Origin of the sequence: Dapis purpurea BLCC-M126, assembly GCF_050015975.1 — a bacterium.
In the GTDB taxonomy this organism is placed as follows: domain Bacteria; phylum Cyanobacteriota; class Cyanobacteriia; order Cyanobacteriales; family Microcoleaceae; genus Trichodesmium.
Genome location: NZ_JBNHER010000249.1, coordinates 1 through 23,463 on the forward strand (window position 1 = coordinate 1; position 23,463 = coordinate 23,463).

A 23,463-nucleotide genomic window follows, 5' to 3' on the forward strand; every position below is an offset into this window, starting at 1 on the left:
TCCCCTATCCAAGGGGAGGCTTTAAACCAGAATTATTTAATTATTAATTATTAATTATTAATAATTGGGTAAAAAATCATTAACAAATGGAATATTCTGTTTGTTAATGATTTTTTCATAGTTTTTACTTCTATTTCTTAGTTTACCTTATTAAGCGACAAATCTATTATTTAAATACGCTTAGGGTGAAACAAGTAAACCAAAACTTCTACAAGTCTTCAGTAACTTCAACTGGTTGTTGTTGAGACTGTTTCAATAATTTACCTGAAGTAGTATTGGAAACATATTCTTTTATTGAACTGCTAAACTTCAACTTCTGAGCTAATACATCCCGTTGATTAATCAGATAAATACTAACTAAAGTTAAACCTACTCCTACTGACTGCAGGGAACTTAAAACTTCTCCTAAAAAGAAATTGCCAAACAATAAAGCAAAAATTGGTGTTAGAAAAGTTAAAGCACTTAAACTCGTAAGATTCCCAGAAGAAGCGAAATAAAAGAATAAACCATAGGCGATCGCGCTGCCGAAAATAGCTGCATAACCCATAGCTATCCAACCATATTGATCGATATTAACCCACTTTTGAGACTCAAAGCCTGCGGAAATAGTAAGTAATGGAACACCACCTAAAATCAAATGCCAACCAGTTGCCATAACTGGGTCATTATATTTGCAAACCCAACGCACCAAAACTGTTCCTACTGCCATAGACAGAGATGCTAATAACATTAACCATTCTCCACTTTGAAACAGTGCATCTATTCCTATAGATGCTTCTATTGTTTCTGGATGCAGTAAATTCCCGATCCATTCATCAGGTAAACCAATTAAACTAATACCAATAACACCAATACCTAAGCCTAACCAACCCCAAAATCTAATTCTCTCTTGAAATAGCCATAATGATAAAATAGCGACTGCCAAAGGTTGGGAGTCAATCATCACCGAACCCACACCTGCATCTGTTCTGACTAACCCTTCAGCCAAAAACCCCTGAAACAAAGCACCATCTACTAAGGCAAACAATAAAATCCACAACCAAGCTAATTTACCTTGTGGTTGAGGTCTTCCCTGAATCATCCCTACTAATAACAATAATATACCTGCTGGCAATATACGCATTGCTGCCATAAAGAATGGTGTTGTTTGAGGAATAACACCTTTCATTGCTACCATTGCAGTTCCCCAGAAGAAAAAGGGAGCAATTAGTAAAAGTGGCGCAAAGGGGAGTTTTGAGTTAGTCAGTTTTAGCTCCATAAATTTATAGATTTGTATTTACTCAAATAGTTAAAATACTTTTACAAATTGTAACAATTTTTCACAAAAATGTGTATGATTATTAATTTGCTAAATCATAAAGTAAAATATAGTAAAATGTCAAAGTATTCATTGATATTCTCTTGGTTGACATTTTTAATTGAATATGTTATTAGACCCTAAAAAGTCTATTGCTATATTAGTTTTGACTTAAAAAAAACAGCATGATTTGGCCATTTAAGCCCCGATATCGTAAACAAATTGCCCGAATAGAAATTAATGGTGTAATTGCCAGCGACACCCGAAAACGAGTATTAGAAGCACTCAAAACAGTAGAAGAAAGAAAATTTCCAGCTCTATTGCTAAGGATAGACAGTCCTGGAGGTACTGTAGGTGATTCTCAAGAAATCTATAGTGCCTTGAAAAGGTTGCAAGATAAAGTCAAAATTGTTGCTAGCTTTGGCAATATTTCTGCCTCCGGTGGCGTTTATATTGGCATGGGTGCCCAAAATATTATGTCCAACCCTGGTACGATTACTGGTAGTATCGGTGTAATTTTGCGAGGCAATAATATAGAACGTCTTTTGGAAAGAGTAGGAGTTTCCTTTAAAGTCGTAAAATCTGGGCCTTATAAGGATATATTAGCCTTTGACCGAGAAATGACCGATCCAGAAAAACAAATTCTCCAAGATTTAATAGATATTAGTTATCAGCAGTTTGTCCAAACTGTAGCTGAAGCACGAAATATAGCTGTAGAAACTGTGAAAAATTTTGCAGATGGGCGAATATTTACAGGACAACAAGCATTAGAGCTAGGTGTGGTAGACCGTTTAGGAACTGAAGAAGATGCCCGGAAATGGGCTTGTGAACTGGTAAATTTAGACCCAGAGAAGACCGAGAGTTGTACTTTAGAAAAACCAAAATCTCTATTAAATCGAGTTTTGGGCAATAATCAGGTATCATCAAAATTATCGGCTGCTCAAAGCTGGGTAGAATTTGAAGTCTCTACCAGTGGCTTACCTTTGTGGCTGTATCGACCTTAAATTTAAGTACAAAACTGTTGATTGGGAGGATTTTGGCGTGGCGTGGCGAGTTCAAGCAATTCGTGGAGCAACTACAGTCTCAGAAAATTCAATAGAGGCAATTCGAGAGGCAGTGACAGAACTGCTAGATGAACTAGAAACCCATAATCAAATCGATCCAGAGCAAATTATTAGTACAACTTTCTCTGTGACTCGCGACTTAGATGCTATTTTTCCAGCAGCGATCGCCCGCCAACGTCCCCATTGGAATCATGTACCTTTATTAGATGTGCAGCAAATGCATGTTGAGGGTAGTTTAGAACGTTGTATCAGATTTTTGATTCATGTGAATATGCCGGAAACTCACAGCCAAAAAATTGTCCATACCTATTTGCGAGAAGCGAAAAATCTGAGACCTGACTTGATAGCTAGATAGCAAAAAATAGCTCTCTGTAAGTGATAGAAGAGAGCGATCGCTACATTTAATTAACTATAGTGATAATTTTTTTGTTTGTAGTAGGGCTTGAGCAATATCTATCTTAGGACTAAAGCCCTACTACGAAGCTCTAACTATAACTATTCAACCGAATATGATATTACTTAGGTGAAAACACCAAAATCAGAGTAACAGATAACACCGCTAAAGAGAAGATTGACAAAAAGACGAGAGATTTGCGATAAACTTTAACACTGTCATCAAACACTCCTTGACCAAACTTCCGCAGTTGCCCTGATCGATATAACTCTTTCAGGTAATTACTGTCGTAACGAGCCATTCGAGCAAAGGGTAACTCTCCTTGGGTACGCTGGGGCAAAATCCGGTTACGCTGGTAGGGAACACAATTATACCCAAAGTTTTTTTCATATTCTTCACTGTTTAACAGGGCATCGACAAAACCCTGGAGTCCTTTTGTCGCTAATACAATAGACCAAGCGAGTTTCTCTTGATTGTTATAGACTGGGCGTCCTAAAACCCTTTGAAGACAAAGTTCGACACAACGATAGTTACTGTTAGTATCATAAATCAGTCGCCGGAATGAGTCTGAAAGCAGTAAACCACGAATGAAATCCTTAATCGAAATCTGACTATTGCGAAGTTGAGACTCTAGATTGACTTGTCGATGAGCTGTAATGATTTGCTGCTCGTTGAAAATTTGCCGATACCCTGCCCAAATAATCTCATCCATCTCAGTACCAGTGGGCAGATTATCCAAAGTATACTGTCTGGGATATTCATCTCCTAGCACATTAAATTCTTGAACCCGATGATTTTGACTAGAGAGTGGATAGTAAAGTAAAGGAATTGTCATTGATAAAATCCTATGATTTTGAAAAAATTTTGATAATTAAAGAATCTGTTATGTAGTGTCGAGGGCTAAACAAAATGCTGAATCCCTTCTGTAAAGACACTTTTAAAATATTTTATATAATAAAGCGGGAAAAAAAATTAATATTTGTAAACTAATTCCAAGTTCTGAAATATTTAAAGTGAAATTTTACAATTGTCTTATTTACAGCAAGTCTGGGATTTTAGCCCAGACTTTTCAGTTATCAGTCAGATAGCTGTTAACTATTTCAAACAATTCCTGCTCGCCCGATTTCCAATAGGATAAAGGAAGCAAAAATTACACCGCCTATTCCGCCAATCAGGAAACCAGAAGTAAACAGACTCCAATCCCGATAAGTTTGCAGGTTTTCTGGCAAAACACCCACTGGCCTACCTGAACCTTTAAACACTGCTATCCCATAAACGAACAGACAGAGACTTAAAATTACTACTAACCCAGATGCACTGCCTGCTCCAGCTAAAAGAGCTTGGTCGGTGTCGCGCAATGGTCCGAGTTTGAGGAATGGCCCTAATAACAGGTATCCATGAGCCATACCAATTTCTAGCCCCCGTGCAATGGGAGATAAACCTTTCCGATAAATTGGCAAGTTTCTTACCCAAGTTAGAGTTAGCTGACTGGAGTTAATTGGGGTTGCCAAGTTACCCAACTGGGGGTTATTTTGGAAAGGCTGCACAACACCGGTGACTAGAGATTCGTTATTGAATTGAGTGTCTCCATAAAGAGCGCCGGGATTAAATTTCAGATTACTGAAAACAAATCCACTGGCGATCGCTCTGGCTCTGAGCCCATGCCAAAAGTGACCCGCTAGCAGCAGACAGGCAAAGATAATTTGGAACAACATCAACCAGGTGCGAGGAGTGATTGTTCCATCAACGTTAGTCACGCCCACAGGACCATAAAATACTGAGGGATAAACTGTATCGTTTACCCAGACAAAGTATGCTGCGAAAAAGCCCATGTAAGCCAGAGCTGCCTGACTGTACGCAAGATAAGCCTCTCCCGACCAAACAAACAATCCCTTAACCCACTTAGTAGGAGCAGTATTAATGTGCCAGAGACCGCCCAAAACACAGATCGCTCCAATCCATATATGACCGCCCACCACATCTTCTAGAGAGTTAACAGCAGCCATACCCTTCAATGTCCAGCCATCAGGAGTGATGCCTACCAGATAGCCAAAGATAGTCTGTGGATTGAGAGTAGGTTCAGTAATCACTCGCACATTAGCGATCGCCGGATCGTACAAACCACCAGCATACACAGCTTTGACTACTAACATCAATGCTCCAATCCCAAGTAGCACTAAATGAATACCAAGGATAGTAGTCATTTTGTTACCATCATTCCACTGATAGCCAAATCCTTTTTCATCGAGTTTTTCAGGCCCGAGTACCGCATGGTAAATTCCACCAGCTCCTAAAATTGCTGAACTAACAAGATGGATAACACCAACAGCAAAATAGGGATATGTATCGATAATTTCCCCATTTGGTCCAACTCCTAAACCCAGAGCAGCCATGTGGGGTAGCAAAATCAGCCCCTGGTCGTACATAGGTAAGCTAGGGTCGAATCTAGATAACTCAAACAGAGTCATAGCACCCGCCCAGAGTACAATCAAGCCGGCATGAGCAATGTGCGCTCCTAATAACTTTCCGGATAAGTCAACAAAGCGAAAATTACCTGCCCACCAGGAATAGGGTTCTTGGGAATCACCAACATAGTTCGTAACATCAACATTATTATCTGTCGAAAAACCTAAAAACCTTAATGGATTTGATTTAGTTACAGTCATTTCAGTTATCAGTTATCAGTTATCAGTTCCTCTGGCTGTTTGCGCAGCATTCCGTAGGAAACCCAGAGTTTTACAGCACTTCTGAGGATGTTAATATCTCTTCCCCATTTACTGAAGTAATTAGAACTTACGCAGGCGAACCCAGAAATCCGGTTTCTTGTAGATGTTTATTGTCAAAAACAATGATTTACCCTATAAACCGGGTTTCTTTGCGTATTTTCAGGATCAAAAAAGTGCAAGGAGATTTCCTTATATTCAATTCCCTCACAGTTTTAACTAGAGGTAATTATCCATTATCAATTATCCATTATCCATTGATGATGTTACCTCTTGTAGAAGTGATTACTCTGCCTTCGGTGAAGCTATAGCCTGCTGCCCGTAAGGCATGGAATATATGTCCTTGTAGGAAGAAAAAGCCCAACCAGAAGTGACCATTAGCTAACCATACTCTTGCAGTTAAGACTCCATCAGAACTAACAAACACGGGAAAGCGATCAAACTCCAGAGTCAAAGTTGGTCCGAAAAATTCTGTAGGAAATACCAGAGAGTTAACAGACACAAATAGTGTTGCTACAAATGCCATTAAGCTTACTGCGCCGATGCTGTAAGATAAATAGGCTTCTCCTGACCAGACAAATAAGCCTTTAGCCCAACCTAAAGGTACGGTTTTGATATGCCAGAGACCACCCAAAATGCAGATAGCACCAATCCATATATGACCGCCGACTACATCTTCTAAAGAGTTGACACCAGCTAGCCAGAAACGCCCTTCCGTACCAAATAGGTAACCAAAAATGGTTGTGGGATTCACAGTAGGATTGTAAATTACCCGTAAATTATGAATTGCTGGATCGTATAATCCACCAAATGCCATTGCTTTTGCTACAAGTAAGAAAGCGCCAATTCCCAACAATACTAGATGGATACCCAGGATAGTTGTCATTTTGCCTGGATTATTCCAATCGTAGCCAAAGAAGGAAAATTTGTTTTCTAACTTGGCTGGACCTCTGAGAGCATGGAAAATACCACCTGCTCCTAAAAATGCCGAACTAATCAAATGCAGTGCCCCAATCACAAAGTAAGGATAGGTATCAACTACACCTCCTTCACCAACTCCAAATCCTAAACGAGCTAGATTTGGTAGCACAATTAATCCTTGTTCGTACATTGGTAAAGAGGGGTCAAAATTTGCTACTTCAAACAAAGTAATAGAACCAGCCCAAAGTACAATCAAGCCAGCATGGGCTACATGAGCGCCCAATAGCTTTCCTGATAGGTTTACAAGCCGAGCATTACCTGCTCGCCAAGGGATTTGCAGATTATCATCAGTCGCGACAGTCATCGCAATTGTTCTCCTTAATTAAATATGATCGAGTTATTAGGTTTAACTACAAAGATTAGGACTTATGGAGTAGCTGAACTAGGTCATCCTAACTAGGAAACTTTTTGTTTATGTTCATGTAGCTTTAATAGCTTCTAATAGGTGTAACATTCTTAGCCATAAAGTTGAAGAAGGTTCCATAAGACACGCCTCGGGTAGCAGCACGCGCTCGGTTGGCGTGCCATAAGTGTCCTAGTAAAGCCAGAAAACCTAACCCAGCATGAACGCTGGCGAGACTAACCCGCACAGAGTTATCCGCAATCGGGCCATAAAATAGGCTGGGATAAACAATGTCGTTGGTGGAAACGAAGACAGCCACACTAAAGCCGGCGATCGCCAGTGCCCCTAAACTGTAAGACAAGTAAGCCTCTCCAGACCAGATTAGTATCTTTTTTGCCCAACTCGTAGGTTTGGAAACAATGTGAAAAAGACCGCCAACGATACAAAGTAGGCTTACCCAGACATGACCACCGATAACATCTTCCAGATTATCAACGCTAGCCATGCCAGCGATAGTCCAACCATTAGGACTAAAGCCAAACAAATAGCCAAAAATTGTTACAGGATCTAGGTTTGGCTGTACCAGTCGCACCTTTTCCATTAGTGGGTCATAAATACCACCTAAAGTTGTTGCTTTAATAACCAGTAATGCAGCTCCAAGTCCCAATAGCACTAGATGAATACCCAGAATTGTTGTCATCTTATTGCCATCTTCCCAGTTGTAACCAAACCCTTTGATATCTAGCTCTTTCGGCCCTAAAACAGCATGATAGAGACCTCCTGCCCCCAAGAAAGCAGAGCTGATGAGATGCAGCATACCGATAACGTAGTAAGGATAGGTATCGATTACCTGCCCACCTGCTTCAATACCAATACCTAATGTCGCCAGATGAGGCAGTAAAATGAGCTTTTGCTCATACATTGGTAAACTGGGGTCAAAGCGGGATAGTTCAAAAAGGGTCATTGCACCTGCCCATAGCACAATCAAGCCGGCATGGGCTACATGGGCACCTAGTAGTTGTCCAGAGAGGTCTTTGAACCGAATATTACCTCCTACCAGGGGTGCCCCTTCTTTTGGGGTAGCCTCAAAAGACCAGCCTAGCGATCGCCATACAGGTGTCCAGAAAATTCCTCTGTTATTACTTGTATATTCAAGTGTTTTAACAGTGCTGCTGTCTTCATTGTCTAATGTTTGCATAGAAATTCTATCCTCAATCTGACCAATATCAGCTTAAGAAGGCTCAATAGTAGTCCTAACTAATTAGTAAAAACTCTTAATAAGATAATCAAGCATTAAACTCAGATCCCTTTTACCTTAATCTGTGTTTTGGTTTGGGAATATTTGATTGATATACAACCAAAATAGAACTACTATTTGAGTTTTATTTTCAATAATTTTATTTCAACATAAATCATAATTTTTATCAATAAGCTGAATGTGAATTTTTATTAAGGACTATGAGTAAGGTATATTTTTATAAGTAAGATTGATTACTGATATAAAAATCAGTAATCAAAAGTAGTGGTTAGGCAATTGATAGTCAGCTTTTCCGTTGGTATAATCTACACAAAACACTACATAAATTACTCCAGAGCTACAAATTTAGCGCTTTTATACTCACTATTAAAACCAAACTAAAGATCGTGCATACATTTGAAGATAGTTAAACTACCACCAATAGGATCTATGAGACTCTAAAAGTATCAATGTATTGCTTTGTAACCACTACCGAAATTTAGGCAATTTATTCAGATATTTATATTTCAACTACCTATACTTTTGATTTTCAAGCGTTCAGGTTTAATCTTCGTTGGTGACTTCCATAAGCGATCACTGTGCATCAAAGTATGTAAATTCCAATCATTAGAAGTTTTTGGATAATCACTACGATAATGTCCCCCTCTACTTTCAGCGCGGGACATAGCACTTTTGAGAATTAAATAACCCAGATCCAAAAGATTAAGTGTTTCTGCTGTTATTCGCAATTGCTCTTCAGCATCAGTTGAATTTAATTCAATCATCTGGTTAGGCAAGAGATTATCTAAAAATTCAACTATCTCAAAACTTGCCAAACTATCTCGCCAGCGATTAACTTGATATAGTGCCTGATTTAATAACTCTCCTTGACGAGAAATTCCTGCACTTTCCCACATTAAACTTGGTAACATTTGCCGGATCGCCTCTATTTGTTCCATTTCCTTATTCCAGTCAGAGTTGACTTGAGAAATATCAGAATCAGGTGCAACCAAATTTGGCTCAATTTCAATCCGAGATAATTGAGAAGCAAATACTAAACATTCTAACAAAGAATTACTAGCTAAACGGTTTGCTCCGTGAACCCCTGTACTTGATGTTTCTCCAATGGCATAAAGTCCACGAATCGAAGTTTGACTCGTGAGATCACAAGCAACTCCTCCCATCCAATAATGAGCAGCAGGAGAAACTGGTATTGGTTCTTGAAAAACATCTATACCCCATTTTTGACAAACATTGATAATATTGGGAAAACGATAGCGAATATGGTCTGGGTCAATTGGTCGCAAATCTAAATATACATGAGCATGAGTGGGGTCGCTAGAGGTTTTGTGCAAGTGATGAAAAATAGCTCTACTGACAACATCCCTGGGAGCTAATTCTCCAGCAGGATGATAGTCAAAGGCAAAACGATATCCTGTTTCATCAATGAGATGTGCTCCCTCTCCTCGTACTGCTTCGCTAATCAAAAAGTGAGGCGCTCCTGGTTTAGTTAAGGCAGTAGGATGAAATTGGAAAAATTCTAAGTCTCGCAAAACTGCCCCTGCACGCCAAGCTATTGCAACTCCATCCCCGGTACTAACTTCTGGATTAGTAGTTTGGGCAAATATTTGACCACCTCCACCTGTTGCCAGAACTACTACAGAGGATTTTAACCACTGGATTTGACTTTCGTGGAGAATACTAATACCTTGAACCCGATCTTTTTGTGGAGCTAACCACAAATTTAATGCTACTGCCTGGGAAATAACCTGAATGTTTGGACGTTCTAGAACTTTAGCAACAAGTGTATCGATAATAGCTCGACCTGTAGTATCTGCGGAATGAAGCACGCGGGGACGAGAGTGAGCAGCTTCTAAGGTCATTGCCAGTTTTTCTCCTTTGCGATCGAAGGCAACTCCCATTTCGACTAGATGGGTGATCGCTTTGGCAGCATTCTCCACCATAAATTTTACTGCTTCATAGTCACACAAACCCGCACCAGCTTTTAGGGTATCTTCTAAGTGTAAGAATGGATTATCCGATGGGTCAACAGCAGCAGCAATACCTCCCTGAGCATAGTTACTTGAACCCATATTTATAGTATTTTTAGTAACTAAGGCAACTCGGAGATGAGTAGGTAAACAAAGGGCAGCATAAAGTCCTGCTGCACCTGAGCCTACTACTATAATGTCAAAGTGGGGAGAAATACTTGGAGATTTTAATCTTGGCATTCGTAAAAGTATGTTTTGATATATAATAAATTGGTGTACAGTTTTTATGAGTAATATCTCTGCTAGAATCACCTCGAACAGATATGACAGTCTTTGTCAAAATTAAGCACATTACCCTACCTTGAAAATAAGGCAAGATGAAGGAAACTAAAAAATTGACTACTGTATAAATTAGATTTAGTTGCTATAGCTAAAGCTATAATTACAACAATATCCCCCATATCCCAATTCAGGATGGGGTATAAAAAAATGTTGGTGCCAACAGTTAAATATTAGAGATATTATAATTGATTTATTCTTCTTCAGCTACTTTATTTTATACTTTCTTTCTTTTATGAAATAAAATAATAGTCTCGATAAATTTAAGTTATATACTCGATCATAAGTTTAGTATTTAGTAAAAATAAATTTCCATGATGACTAATTTAATTCAACCCAATAATTTAATTCAGTCCAAGCTATTTGTGGCCATACTTAAAACAAAATGTATGTTATGTAGAATCCGAGTAATTATCCTATGATTGAGGAGTCAGTAATATCTACTAATAGAGAAAAGAAGGATTTAGTCTGATGTTAAATAATGAACTTATATATAGTTATGGTAGTAGTCATAACGTAAAAAAATGGTACAATTGATATCAGAAAATAAAATTATCAGCCTCAGAGTTACGAGAGACAATTTCTCCCCAATAGCCAGAAAAACGCAAAAAAAATTAGGTAAACTAATGAAACTTTTTCAGCTATCGCTAACATAAGACATGAAAAGTGGAGCAAATGCGGCAGCTATATTGCCTCATTTTATATTTGATTGCTACATATACAGAACTTCTGAAAAACTCTTGACTATTTACTTATTACTTAGCTTTAGTATCAAATCCAGTTAGTAGTTGCTTCAATATCCAAATCCTTACCTGATAAGGATTTGGGATTTTTAAAAATATCTCCTGACTATCATCCGATTTGGTATAATTATTAGAATACACAATGTAAAATTATCCCTATCCCTGCTATTCAATGGTAAAAGCTGACTGCTAATACCTGAATGCTTACAAGTATAAAAACAGAAACATCATCAGGACTCTGAAGAGTTATAGAAAATGCTTAATTTGACAGTAGCTGTAGTATTAATGCTTTGCAATACAACCTATAATTAGAGTCTTTGCATAAGGTTATAACTCTATTAGCTCGGCAATCGCTCGTTCTCAACTCCTAAACTTGCACCCTGTTCGCAATTTTCATATCAAATCCGGCTTTGTTGCACATAGAATCTGGTCATAGGATATGTGTTTATAATTTTTTCAATTACTTTAATAGATATCTCGCTAAATTTCCCACCGGAGAGTGGTTAGGGGTTAATCTCTATCTCCCCATTTCCCCATCTCCCCAACCATATAATAAGTATTCAACCGGATTTGATATCACAGCCAACTAGCAAACTCAGTGGTAAAGCGATCACCTAAAATAGCATCCCGAATACGTTGAGTAAACCTAATCAATTCTGTAACATTATGCAGAGACAAAAGAGTAAAACCCAAAGCTTCTTTAGCTCTAACCAAATGACTCAGATAAGCTCGACTAAAATTTTGACAACAATAACAAGGACAAGACTCATCTAGTGGCCTAAAATCTTCTCTAAACTTAGCATTTTTCAAATTCCAGCGCTCACCCCTCACCAACGCTGAACCATGTCGCCCTAAACGAGTTGGAATTACACAGTCAAATAAGTCTATACCCGAAGCGATCGCCCGTACCATTTCCCTATGAGTACCAACCCCCATCAAATAACGAGGTTTATCCTCCGGCAATAAAGGAGTTGTCACTTTCACAATATCATCTATTAACTCTCCAGGTTCTCCCACACTTACCCCACCAATAGCATAACCAGGCAAATCCAAATCTACCAACTGCCTCGCTGCCATAGAACGCATATCCGCATAAACACCACCTTGAACAATGCCAAACAAAGCTTGATCCTGACGTTGATGAGCCTTCATACAACGCTGCAACCATCGATAAGTGCGATTTGTTGCCAACTCCACCTCTTCCCGACTCGCTGGGTAAGGAGGACACTCATCAAAAGCCATAATTACATCTGCTCCCAATTCATTCTGAATTTGGATCGAACGTTCTGGAGTTAAATCAATCATACTACCATCACGAGGGGAGCGAAACTTAACGCCTGTTTCGCTAATAGTTCGGATATCTCCTAAGCTAAATACTTGGAAACCTCCAGAATCAGTTAATATTGGCCCGCCCCAAGCCATAAATTTATGTAAGCCACCAGCACCAGCAACTATACTTTCTCCTGGCTGCAAATGAAGATGATAAGTATTTGCCAATATCATCTGCGCACCCGCTGCCTGCAACTGAGCAGGTGTGAGAGTTTTTACATTGGCCAAAGTACCCACAGGCATAAACCTAGGTGTATCTATATTGCCATGAGGAGTCGAAAAAACACCAGCACGAGCTTTTGTATAGCTACAAAAAGCCTGAGAATTAAAGGAAAAGCTTTGGGACATGGGATAGTATAGCGCTACGCGCGAGTCAGAAGTCAGAAGTAATACCTGACAATCGTTTGAGCATTTATAAATGTCCGCGCCCTATTTGCGTATTGCTATAATAGCACTTCACGGAAGTCATGCATCGCCTAGAATTCACGTGGCTGATACGCATAAGAGAACGCTTGTTAATACAGTCAAAAGTCCAAAGTTAAAAGTAAGGTTTTATATACCAAAAACTTTGACTCCCTCAGTAATTCCAGGAAATTATTTCACATTTAAAGTGAATTAATATAAGTTTTGGCAATTTTAACATTTTACCTGTTTTCTCTAGAATTAGAAAAGTTTATATATTTTCTATCTATCCCCTATTTTTAATTTTTCCTGTCCACTTAAAATGGACAATCATCATCATCAACCTGCACATCCCAATTAGATGACAGAACTTGATCCATCACTGCATCAAAAGCTGCAGCATTAATATTTCTGTTAGTTTCTTCTTGCATGGGGTTTGACAGGGGAATTAGTCTTAACTGTCGTCCTTCGTTAACTAAATCAAAATATGTTTCTTGACATGGGGATTTCCCAAGTTCTAGGTAGTCAAAACTAAATACATTCAAATATATTGAGTGATTAGCTACTAAGGTTGACCTTTGATGATCGGCAAATACTTCTAGTATGTATCCTTCTCCCTGGCTCTGAATTTGGCCATCTTGAGTATGGATATAGTGGACTCTGCCTAAATCTATCAACAGTCTTTGCATATCACGTTTGTTGACAAGAATACCATTGTCAATTATGCAAGGTGCGGATACCCTGTGGTCAGAATTATTGGAACTCATATAGCAAAAGCCTCTGATTTGGTAGACAGTTATTCAGAACAATTTTATTTGTTCTTAAGTTATGAGATAGTGCTATTTCTATTCCAATTCTGGCACAGTTTCTCTGAATATGAACCAATAATATCTCTTTTAGAACTATTCTTTAATTTTTAGAGCGATTTTAAGTAAGTCAAATAGGGAAGCCATCGGATTGAGGACGTACAGAAGTTGTTTCTGTAACGAGGATTTCTCAAGTCATAAGTCAAAATTTGGAAGCCAGAAGTTAGAAGTTAAATTCTTACTGTATTACTTTGATAAATTTAATTTTAAAAATATTCAAAATACTCTTTACAACTACTACCATATAAAATTTATTTTGTCAATTAATATCGTATTTGGATAATTAGTTATAAATAAAATATTCTGGTAGGGAGGTTCGATGAAATGTCCCTACTCTTTCTCCTATTCCTCAACATAAAAAATTTTTGGTAGTAAACATTGATACAACTAATTAGAAAAACTCTGGCAAAGCTTACTGCTGGAATTGCTTTTTACACTTGTTTACCAATTCCCCATGATTGGAATTTGGATTTTCAGGGTATTGCTCGTCTTGCTCCATTGATTGGATTGATAGTTGGAGGTATTCAGGGTTTAGTAGATATAGCGTTACACTCTTTGGGGATGCCTGTACTTACTAGATCGGTTGTAGTGATTATATCTGGAATTGCTTTAACTGGTGGTTTACACTTGGATGGAGTGATGGATACTGCTGATGGGTTAGCGGTGCCAGCAGGAGACCAAAAACGAAGATTGGAAGTTATGGCAGATAGTGTTACAGGAGCTTTTGGTGCAATGGCAGCGATCGCTCTACTACTGCTAAAAATTACAGCTTTAACAGATTTAGATAATCATCGTCTGTTAATACTCATGGGAGTGGCGGGTTGGGGAAGATGGGGTCAGTTAGTAGCGATCGCTCGTTACCGCTATCTCAAACCTACTGGAAAAGGTGCATTTCACAAACAAACAAAATATTCAATTTGGGATTTTCTACAAAGTCTACTTTTATTGTTAAGTCTCAGTGGAATCCAAATTTTATTAAACCCTGAACATTGGTTAGTAGGTTGTGGAATAGCAATAGGAGGAATAGCGATCGCTCTACTGACAGGTGCTTGGTTTAACCACTGTTTAGGTGGTCATACTGGAGATACTTATGGTGCGGTGGTTGAATGGACAGAAGCATTATTATTGTGTATTTTGGTTACTTTGGAATAGGAATTTATCAAAAAATATCATGTCCGGTTGAATACTTATTATATATTTGGACGAGATGGGGGGATTGGGAGATGGGGAGATGGGGAGATGGGGAGATTGGGAGATTGGGAGATTGGGAGATGGGGGTATAGGGAGACGGGAACACACCCCTAAGCACTTCCAGGATTGGAATTTAGGGAGATTGAATATTTAATAATTATATAGAATCCGGTTAATTAGACATTGCAAGTAATGGTTGACGGCCACCAGTGAAACTGAGTTATTGCCCGCAAGATTTCTGGTTGTTTGATTAGCTGGCAACAGCGATCGCAGATTACTTGTTTCAGGTCTTCTAGAGAATCAAAAACTTTATTCATAATTGATTCGTCTAGTAATGGCCACAGCCTCTCGGCAGGCTGTAGTTCAGGAGAATAAGCAGGTAGGAACTCTAAAAACAGACCCGGTGGGATTTCTAACTTATCTGTAATATGCCATCCGGCTCTATCAAGTACCAGTAATGCTGGATGCTCCTGATTAATTCCCTGGGCCTGAGCAAAAGCTTCGAGAATCAGACTCATTATTTGCGTTTCCACTCGCTCAAACAGCCACCATTCACTTTCTCCACTACTAGGTTCAACTCTCGCCATACACCCAGCACCATTCAAATCGCCAGTGAACTGGAGCTATAGGTACTTCCCACCAAGGGAACCAATCTCTACGAATTACAGGTTTAAGTCCTACACGATGTTCATCCATAGTCCACAGTCGTACAGATTTACCTACTTTGATTTCTAATTTCTGAAGTCGCTGTTGGAGTTTTTTTTTCCATTCTTGCTGTTCTAACTCAGAAGCTAAAGCATGAGAAGGGCGAGGCACTTTGATTTTGTATTCTAGCCCTCGTAAATATTCCGATCCTCGCTGGGGAGAGACAGAACCTCCGAGCAACTCACTCATCCAGACCGCTACCTTCGGGCCACTCCATCTACCTCCACCTGGAGGCTCTCCTTCTAAAGCTTGCACCAGTAGAGCTTCTTGCTGTTCATCTAGCAAGGGTTTTGCTCCAGGATTCTGATGACGACCATCTCCAAGTGCTGCTGCTCCTCCTTTGTTGAACCGTTTAGCGATCGCTCGAATCCATTGCAAGCCATACCCTGTAACTATAGCTACTTCTTCACTCTTTAAACCTTTGGCCAATAGCCAGACAATCTGCCACTGAGAGCGTTCTACCACATCTCTAGCGCCTCGATAAAGCTTCTCCATTTCTTGTACAGAAATATGCTCTTTGATACTCAAACGCTTTCCCATTGCTTTAATGCCTGCTCATCCCTAGTCACATAAATATACATACACTATATAACCGGATTCTATATAACCCCTCCCAGGAGGGGAAGTCAGGAGATTAAGAAATAAAATAGGGAAAAAAGGTAGAATATAGGCCCCCATCTCCCCACCCTCCCCACACTTCCCACACTCCCCACCCCCATCATGTAAAAATAGATCCCAAATGGGTTCTATCAGGAGCACGATCGCGCTCCCTGCATGATTGAAACTGAAAGACGAGAATTTCTAACATTCTTGCCCTATCTGACTGAAAAAATATTCAGATTGAGGATTAAAACCTGCGGAATGTAGGTTTATAGAAATCCTGTTTGCATTTGCATAGCATCTCGTAGAGAAGTATTTGAACACCAAAAAATCAGTCAGAGATTAGTTTTAAATTTTAACTTTTGACTTGCGCATAGCCCCATACTCAAACTTTTTTCCTAAAATGACTTAAAATGCTTGATCAAGCATTTACCAAACCCATCTGACGCTGCCATTTTTCTTTGATTGTCTGATAGTCATTGTAATATTCTTCTGGATTAAACCCTGGAAAAATTTCATAAACATCTATTTCTTGCCATAGAGGTTGTAAACTTTCAATGACTGGCATAGATTGAGCAACAATTTTTTCTGGTTTTAACCAATATTGTTTTTCTTCAAGTGTTACATTAGGACGCAACTTATTTTCATTACCCGTATCTGTGGTACTAACATTAATAAAACGTCCCCTAATTAATCCTTTCCACTCTTCTGACTTAGCTAAGTCTTTGATATATTGGCGTAAAGTATCCTTAGCATAGGTATAAGACCGCCAAAAGGGGATTTTGTATTTATCACTAATGGAACCAAAACCACAAAGCGCGAGCTTTGTTTTTTGCCCGCGCTGATGTTCTTCATTAAGTTTTTCTACTAAGGGGTTGACTACATTTAGGAAAGTATAGTAGTTTGATGAGAATACTTCATCATCTATCTTGTGCCGATTGTAGTTGAGGTGAGGTAGAGATTCTAGGTCTTCATATTTGAATTTACCTACACCATGGACTAAGATTAAATCACAAACTTCTGTCAGATCTAATTGTTTTATCGCTTCCCTAGTGCCTTTTTCGTCTAGAAGATCGACTTTAAATTGTATAACTTCGGTGCTTTTTAAATTGCTTCGGGAAAGAGCTATGCACTTTGTATTTTCCTGTTGTAAAAAATGTTTGACAAAGCTAGCTCCAACAGCCCCACTTGCACCTGTGACAATTGCCATTCGAGTATTCATAAATTTTTTTGCCTCTATTTTCAATCTAAGTTACAGCCTCAAGCAAAAGTATCTTGATTTTATTGATATCATTTCTAACCGCTACAGTTCAGTTTAGGATAATTTTAGGTTGGATATAACAAAGTGAAAGCTAGCAAAACTGATGAAAATTTTGGCTTTCGTTCCTCAACCCAACAACTGCAAATTTAACCGTATTTACTGATAACCTTCTTCCTTTTATTAAGGAAAAAATAAGTTTGAGCTGAGGTCTGAAAATTGAAGTTTTCTATGGAAAATCGTATTTTTCCAAAAACTTATATCATTAAGATTTACACAAAAAACCCAGTTTTTATGAGGAATTGTTGGTTTTAACAATAGACATCTAGGAAAAAACGACATTGCTGAGGGGCGGGATGAATATAAATGGAGTGCGCATTCTGCAAACCCAAAAATATAAGGAACGGGCAAGATGCCCATTCCACAAAACTATTAAAATCACCCCGCATTTATGCAATGTCACTCCTAGAGCTTAATAGTGGAAGCAATGAATGCACCACGCTCGGCCATTGTATATAACCCTACATGGTGAGATACTTTCTGTGGATGAATAGCCGTTTTGGGTAAACCTTGCTCGGCTGCCATTTCTGCTGTCAGGTTAAAAGTAGCACAACCTTTATCATATACAGCCACATCTTTTAAAGTAGGCACTAAACCATGATTGCGCACTGACAGAATAGTAACAACAAAATCCATTACACAGATATCAGTACAAATTCCTACTACAACTAGGGCTTCAAGCTTATTATCATTGAGCCATTGCAACAATACATTACGTTGAGTATCTATGTCAATAGAACCTATAAATCCATTAATACAATCCTTTGGAACCAATGTTGCTAGGGAGTTATCGTGTAACCATTTAAGTTCAGGGACGAGTTCTTCTTCTCCTGTACCCTTTTCACAATGTGGTGGATAAGGGGGTTCGGGTTTCCCCGGTTCATGAGTATCTAAAAAGGCTAGTACAGGCCACCCTCTTTCGACAAAAGTTCGAGCTAGGCGATCGCTTTCCGAGACCATTGTGGCAATTTGTTCATCTGGCTCTTGGGGAGCTAATGGGCCAAAGCCAACTGTGCAAAAACCATTAAGTATATCTACGAGTATTAGTCCGGTAGGGCGATCGCCAATCACATAAGGTTGTGGGTCAATAGGTAAAGCAGCTTGAATGGTTGCTAGGGCAGTATCAGGAGTAGCTATAGTTGTTGTCATGATAATTTTTTAGTAATTATTGTTTAATACTTTAATTATTTAATTTACCAAATTACTTCTAGATCTATTCTAAATCCTAGTAATACATTTGTCATTTTGAAGGCAGTAGAATTTTTATCTTAATTTTGGGAGAATAGCTGCACCATAGTGCAATATCGCTATCAGGATGAATACTAATCAATAGACATTTCCAGAAAAGAGGGAGTATGGAGTAGAGAATAGGGGGAAATAATTGACTCTTTGTGTTCAAGAATTGATTTAATTTTTGATTTTTGGAGATGTCTAATATTGTGCTAAATATGTTAGACTATAAAAGTTAAGTCAGCAGATGGTCGAGAAAACATATAAATTTAGGTTTTACCCGACTCCAGAGCAGAAAAACCTGTTGCGGAGAACTTTAGGCTGTCTTTGCTGGCGCAAGCTGCCCTATTTATAACCGCAAATATTGGGAGAACCTCAATGAATATAAACATGAAGCATTACGTATCTTCACTTATAAAACGATTTACGTCAAGAACTTTACCCTTGGCAAAAATGGTTGTGCAAACTAAAAAAAAAAGACCTTTTCTCCTCATTGTTATTTTGTTTGGAGTATCTATCCTTATAAGTTGTCAAACTACCCCACTACCCTTGCGAGTTGCTGTTAATTTGTGGCCTGGGTTTGAAACCCTTTACCTAGCAAGAAGCTTAGGATATTATGAGAATACTCCAATCAAACTTCTTGATTTTCCTTCTGGTACTGAACAAGTAAGAGTTTATCGAAATAATAATCTGGAAAGTGCTGCTATCTCACTAGATGAGGCATTAGAATTAGCAACTACTAATCCAGATGTAAGGATTGTAACGGTGATAGACTTTTCTGAAGGAGGAGATGTAATTTTAGCAAAACCAGAGATTCCCAATCTTCAAGCCTTAAAAGGTAAGCGAGTAGGTGTAGAAGCTAATGCTTTAGGGGCATATATTATTACCCGTGCTTTAGAAAAAGCGGGAATGACAATGGAAGATATTCAAGTTGTTTCCTTGGGACTTTCAGAACACGAGCGAGCATTTAAAGATGGAATAATTGATGCAGTTGTTACCTTTGGTCCTGCTCGTACTGAACTGTTAGCATTCGGAGCGAAACAAATATTTGATAGTTCTCAGATGCCTGGTGAAATTGTTGATGTTTTAATCGTTCATAAGACAGCGATCGCCAATCAATCCAAAGAGATACAGGCATTGGTAGATGGACAATTTAAAGCACTTAATTATCTGGCACAAAATCCCCAAGATAGTGCCCGTCGGGTTGCTCCTCGGACTCAGGTGACACCAGAGGAATTTTTAGAATCAATGAAGGGATTACGCAGGCCAAATTTACAAGAAAATCAACAACTTTTAGATCGAGAGAATCCTGCATTACTAAAAACTACTCAACGATTAATTGATGTGATGCTTGCCAACAAACTATTATCAAAATCTCTCGATCCAATGACCTTATTTGACGATCGCTTTGTCAAAGCAGCAGAACTTTAATGATTTTCTTACTAAACTTTCAAGTTAAATGAAACAGTTTCCCTTTTCTTTGCGATTTTCAATTCCAGCCATTCTACTGATGTCTGGTACGATATTGGTTGGAATAAATATTCAGCAAGAAACGTCATATTCTTTTCAACGAGTTGAGGAAGATGTCAGTGGAAATGCCAGATTTGCGGGGGAACAAATTTCAGGAATATTGGAATATCTCTATCGTCGAGGTAACATAGAGCAAGCTGAAATTGCTATTAGTAAGATGCAAACTGATGTCAATCTTAGCTTAGGTCTTTTCTATAATGAAGAAAATCGCGTTCTTCTGGCAACTCAATATGAATTGCGAAATCGATCGCTTCAACAAACTCCAGCAGCAAAGAATGCGCTCGCATTTACACAAGTTCGAGAAAATCTATCAGGACAAATTATTTTATCAGAAGACAAACAAAAAATTTGGGCAATTTATCCAGTTCCCCTACCAATAGATTCCGGAGAACTACGTCCTTCAAAAGCAGGGATTCTTTGGTTGGCTTATGATATATCACGTCTGAAACAACGGGCATTTAGAGATACTTTATATGGCTCTGTAACCTCTACAATTGGCTTAGGTGGATTTTGTATTTTACTCTGGTTCTTCTTTGAAAAAACTATGACCAAACGAGCAGAGCAAATTGTGGCAGTTAGCACAAAAATAGCTCAAGGAGAACTTAATCAACGGCTGAATATTCAAGGTTCTGATGAGTTAGCTCAAATTGCCTCAGCATTTAATAAAATGGCAAATTGGATCCAAACAAATACAGAAGCATTACAAGCTAGTGAAACTGCTCTTCAACAAGCAAATGAAACTCTAGAAGAACGAGTCAAAGAGCGCACTATCGCTTTAAGTCAACAAAACAATAAACTAGAGGAAACTCTCCATAAACTTCAACATACTCAAGCGCAGTTAGTTCAGCAAGAGAAAATGTCAAGCTTGGGACAATTAGTGGCAGGTGTTGCCCATGAAATTAATAATCCCATCACGTTTATTCATGGTAATATTATTCATGTAGAGGGATACACTCAGGATTTACTTGATTTTGTTGAATTGGTGCAGCAATTTTATCCTAATCTTACCTCAGAAATCCAAGATTGGGCAGATGAAGTTGAGTTTGAATTTTTACAAGAAGATTTACCCAAAACTATCAATTCAATCAAAATAGGAACAAAGCGAGTTAGTGATATTGTGCTTTCTCTGCGTAACTTTTCTCGCTTAGATGAATCAGAATTAAAAGAAGTTGAACTTCATGATGGAATTGAAGGTACCCTATTGATTTTACAAAATCGTCTTAAACAAGAATTAGCTATTCAGGTTGTAAAAAATTACAGTGATTTACCTCTTGTAGAATGTTATCCCGGACAACTAAATCAAGTATTTATGAATATTTTAGCCAATGCTATTGATGCCTTGGAAACCAGTGAGCAGGAAAATCAACTAAGACAAATTACTATTCATACATCACAAGTCGATGATAAATGGGTCGAAATTGCGATTGCCGATAATGGTTGTGGAATTTCACCTTCAATTCAAAACCAAATATTTAATCCCTTTTTTACAACAAAACCTGTTGGTAAAGGAACAGGTATGGGAATGGCAATTAGTTACCAAATTATTACAGAAAAACATGGTGGTCAATTAACTTGTTCTTCAACAGTAGGTACAGGTACAGAATTTACAATACAAATTCCTATTCAGCAAAAAGCTGATAACTGAAAAAAGAAGGAGTCAGGAGTCACGAGGTTGTTTACGTTTAGGAAATTAGCTAAAGATTTTTTTCAACAAGTAATCGCATTTTTTCCTAGATTTTGATATTATTAAAGCAGTTACTTTCTAGCAACAGTTAACTATGTTGCGATCTTAAACTCGAATAATAAAATCCCAGAGGTTTTGCGGAAAATTTGAGGAAAAAAAACTATGGTGAAACAACTCGAAACCCAAATCCATCCAGAAATTGTTTATCCCGATAGTGACGGTCAACCAATGGCAGATAATACAGTTCAATTTCGTTGGATAATGGTAATCTATCATAATCTAGCTTGGCTATTTGCAGAAAATCCTGAAGTTTTTGTGGCTGGAGATTTGCTTTGGTATCCCGTACAAGGTGATAATAAGTTGCGTCAAGCGCCAGATATCATGGTGGCGTTTGGAGTACCTAAAGGCGATAGAGGTTCTTATCAGCAATGGAAAGAAAATAATATTGCTCCCCAAGTGGTGTTTGAAATTCTTTCTCCAGGAAATACTTTGAAGGAGATGAGTAAGAAACTCCCATTTTATGACAATCATGGTGTAGAGGAATATTATTTGTATGACCCGCAAAAAAATGATTTGACAGGATGGTTGCGTTCTGGGTCGTTATTAGATGTAATTGACGAAATGAATGGTTGGGTTTCCCCACGCTTGGGAATTAGGTTTGAGGTTTTGCCGGAAATTTTGCAATTGTATAGTCCAGATGGTCAATTATTTGCAGATTATTTCCAGGTTCAACAACAATTCAATGAGGAATGCCAGGCTAGAGAAGTTGCTGAGTCAACACTCCAACAGGAACGTCAGGCCAGAGAAGTTGCTGAGTCAGCACTTCAACAGGAACGTCAGGCCAGAGAAGTTTCTGAGGAACGTACTAAACGTTTAGAACAGTTACTTCGAGAGGCAGGAATAGATACTGATAGCTGATAGCTGTTTCCTAAAAGCTATATCAGGACTTATATCATGTCCCGTTGAATAGTTACACTTAGGAGGAAGTAAGGCAGAAGGCAGAAGGAAAGAAAAGGTTAAAAGGGAGAAAGTTTTTTGATCACTGATTATGCGGACATGATATTATATAGAATCCGGTTGAACAGTCGTCATTGCGACGATAGGAAGCAATCTCACGTCATCCCTGAGATTGCTTCCTTCCACGGAGTGTAAGTCGCAATGACTTAGGTATAGTAATTATCTGGACTTTTAGATTTTTTAGACTGAAAATGGCTTCAAACCCAGTATTAGCAAGGGAAATACCTAAACTGGCTTAAAATGGCTGAAACCTAGATATACCAAGAAAAGGTTTTATTTCAGGTAAAAACGTTACTGTATAAAGGTTTTACCGAATTATTAATTATTAATTGTTAATTAAATAATTGTGGTTTAAAGCCTCCCCTTTTAAAGGGAAAAAGCGGTCGTTTGCGGAGCATTCCGTTAGGATGGGATGGCGAGGAAACCTCGCCATATCCAATCGACCAAGAGAAGAGAAATGATATTTCCCAATCTTCAAT

The 23,463-nt window shown here is 38.4% G+C and carries 18 protein-coding genes and 1 pseudogene; 7 read left to right on the forward strand and 12 right to left on the reverse strand.

Features of this window, described 5'->3' with window-relative positions:
* Positions 1-208: 208 nt before the first annotated feature.
* On the reverse strand, positions 209-1,258 hold the full coding sequence (locus ACP6PL_RS22335) for a DMT family transporter (protein ID WP_426547483.1): 1,050 nt from the start codon (positions 1,256-1,258) through the stop codon (positions 209-211).
* Positions 1,259-1,482: 224 nt separating this feature from the next.
* Between ACP6PL_RS22335 and sppA the strand changes: the two genes are divergently transcribed.
* Together sppA and aroH are read left to right on the forward strand one after the other, a co-directional pair.
* Positions 1,483-2,301, forward strand: a complete 819-nt coding sequence (sppA, locus tag ACP6PL_RS22340; protein ID WP_426547484.1) for a signal peptide peptidase SppA — start codon at positions 1,483-1,485, stop codon at positions 2,299-2,301.
* Positions 2,302-2,338: 37 nt separating this feature from the next.
* Complete coding sequence (gene aroH, locus ACP6PL_RS22345; RefSeq protein WP_426547485.1) at positions 2,339-2,716, forward strand: chorismate mutase; 378 nt, start codon at positions 2,339-2,341, stop codon at positions 2,714-2,716.
* Positions 2,717-2,876: 160 nt separating this feature from the next.
* Here the strand turns inward: aroH and ACP6PL_RS22350 are convergent, their stop codons facing one another.
* From ACP6PL_RS22350 to ACP6PL_RS22380, 7 genes and pseudogenes are all read right to left on the reverse strand, one after another.
* On the reverse strand, positions 2,877-3,590 hold the full coding sequence (locus tag ACP6PL_RS22350; RefSeq protein WP_426547486.1) for a phycobilisome rod-core linker polypeptide: 714 nt from the start codon (positions 3,588-3,590) through the stop codon (positions 2,877-2,879).
* 265 nt (positions 3,591-3,855) lie between these two features.
* On the reverse strand, positions 3,856-5,421 hold the full coding sequence (locus ACP6PL_RS22355; protein ID WP_426547487.1) for a chlorophyll a/b binding light-harvesting protein: 1,566 nt from the start codon (positions 5,419-5,421) through the stop codon (positions 3,856-3,858).
* Positions 5,422-5,776: 355 nt separating this feature from the next.
* Positions 5,777-6,763, reverse strand: a pseudogene (locus ACP6PL_RS22360) (chlorophyll a/b binding light-harvesting protein); the annotation flags it as partial.
* Between the two features lie 124 nt (positions 6,764-6,887).
* Positions 6,888-8,000, reverse strand: a complete 1,113-nt coding sequence (locus ACP6PL_RS22365) for a chlorophyll a/b binding light-harvesting protein (RefSeq protein ID WP_426547488.1) — start codon at positions 7,998-8,000, stop codon at positions 6,888-6,890.
* 566 nt (positions 8,001-8,566) lie between these two features.
* Positions 8,567-10,270, reverse strand: coding sequence for an L-aspartate oxidase (nadB, locus tag ACP6PL_RS22370; protein ID WP_426547489.1), 1,704 nt, complete (start codon positions 10,268-10,270; stop codon positions 8,567-8,569).
* A gap of 1,418 nt (positions 10,271-11,688) precedes the next feature.
* On the reverse strand, positions 11,689-12,789 hold the full coding sequence (tgt, locus tag ACP6PL_RS22375) for a tRNA guanosine(34) transglycosylase Tgt (RefSeq protein ID WP_426547490.1): 1,101 nt from the start codon (positions 12,787-12,789) through the stop codon (positions 11,689-11,691).
* Positions 12,790-13,160: 371 nt separating this feature from the next.
* The gene (locus tag ACP6PL_RS22380; RefSeq protein ID WP_426547491.1) at positions 13,161-13,610 is read right to left on the reverse strand and encodes a hypothetical protein; all 450 of its coding nucleotides are present in this window, start codon (positions 13,608-13,610) and stop codon (positions 13,161-13,163) included.
* Between the two features lie 480 nt (positions 13,611-14,090).
* On the opposite strand from ACP6PL_RS22380, the gene cobS reads away from it, so the two are divergent.
* Positions 14,091-14,861 carry an adenosylcobinamide-GDP ribazoletransferase gene (cobS, locus tag ACP6PL_RS22385; RefSeq protein WP_426547500.1) on the forward strand — a complete coding sequence of 257 codons (771 nt, stop codon included), beginning with the start codon at positions 14,091-14,093 and terminating at the stop codon, positions 14,859-14,861.
* Positions 14,862-15,076: 215 nt separating this feature from the next.
* On the opposite strand, the gene ACP6PL_RS22390 is transcribed toward cobS, so the two are convergent.
* The 4 genes from ACP6PL_RS22390 to ACP6PL_RS22405 form a co-directional block, all read right to left on the reverse strand.
* On the reverse strand, positions 15,077-15,487 hold the full coding sequence (locus ACP6PL_RS22390) for a transposase (protein ID WP_426547492.1): 411 nt from the start codon (positions 15,485-15,487) through the stop codon (positions 15,077-15,079).
* Entirely contained in the window at positions 15,474-16,145 is a 672-nt protein-coding gene (locus ACP6PL_RS22395) for an IS630 family transposase (RefSeq protein WP_426547493.1), read from the reverse strand. Before ACP6PL_RS22395 ends, ACP6PL_RS22390 begins: the two co-directional genes overlap by 14 nt.
* A gap of 481 nt (positions 16,146-16,626) precedes the next feature.
* Positions 16,627-17,427: an SDR family NAD(P)-dependent oxidoreductase gene (locus ACP6PL_RS22400; RefSeq protein ID WP_426547494.1), complete on the reverse strand. Its 801-nt coding sequence runs from the start codon at positions 17,425-17,427 to the stop codon at positions 16,627-16,629.
* A gap of 501 nt (positions 17,428-17,928) precedes the next feature.
* Positions 17,929-18,672, reverse strand: a complete 744-nt coding sequence (locus ACP6PL_RS22405; RefSeq protein ID WP_426547495.1) for an isochorismatase family protein — start codon at positions 18,670-18,672, stop codon at positions 17,929-17,931.
* Positions 18,673-19,000: 328 nt separating this feature from the next.
* Between ACP6PL_RS22405 and ACP6PL_RS22410 the strand changes: the two genes are divergently transcribed.
* The 4 genes from ACP6PL_RS22410 to ACP6PL_RS22425 all read left to right on the forward strand — a co-directional run bounded on the left by ACP6PL_RS22410 (position 19,001) and on the right by ACP6PL_RS22425 (position 22,885).
* Complete coding sequence (locus ACP6PL_RS22410) at positions 19,001-19,108, forward strand: helix-turn-helix domain-containing protein (RefSeq protein WP_426547496.1); 108 nt, start codon at positions 19,001-19,003, stop codon at positions 19,106-19,108.
* Between the two features lie 104 nt (positions 19,109-19,212).
* Complete coding sequence (locus ACP6PL_RS22415) at positions 19,213-20,184, forward strand: ABC transporter substrate-binding protein (RefSeq protein WP_426547497.1); 972 nt, start codon at positions 19,213-19,215, stop codon at positions 20,182-20,184.
* Between the two features lie 28 nt (positions 20,185-20,212).
* The gene (locus tag ACP6PL_RS22420; RefSeq protein WP_426547498.1) at positions 20,213-21,928 is read left to right on the forward strand and encodes a sensor histidine kinase; all 1,716 of its coding nucleotides are present in this window, start codon (positions 20,213-20,215) and stop codon (positions 21,926-21,928) included.
* Positions 21,929-22,129: 201 nt separating this feature from the next.
* On the forward strand, positions 22,130-22,885 hold the full coding sequence (locus ACP6PL_RS22425; RefSeq protein ID WP_426547499.1) for a Uma2 family endonuclease: 756 nt from the start codon (positions 22,130-22,132) through the stop codon (positions 22,883-22,885).
* The last annotated feature ends 578 nt before the right edge of the window (positions 22,886-23,463 follow it).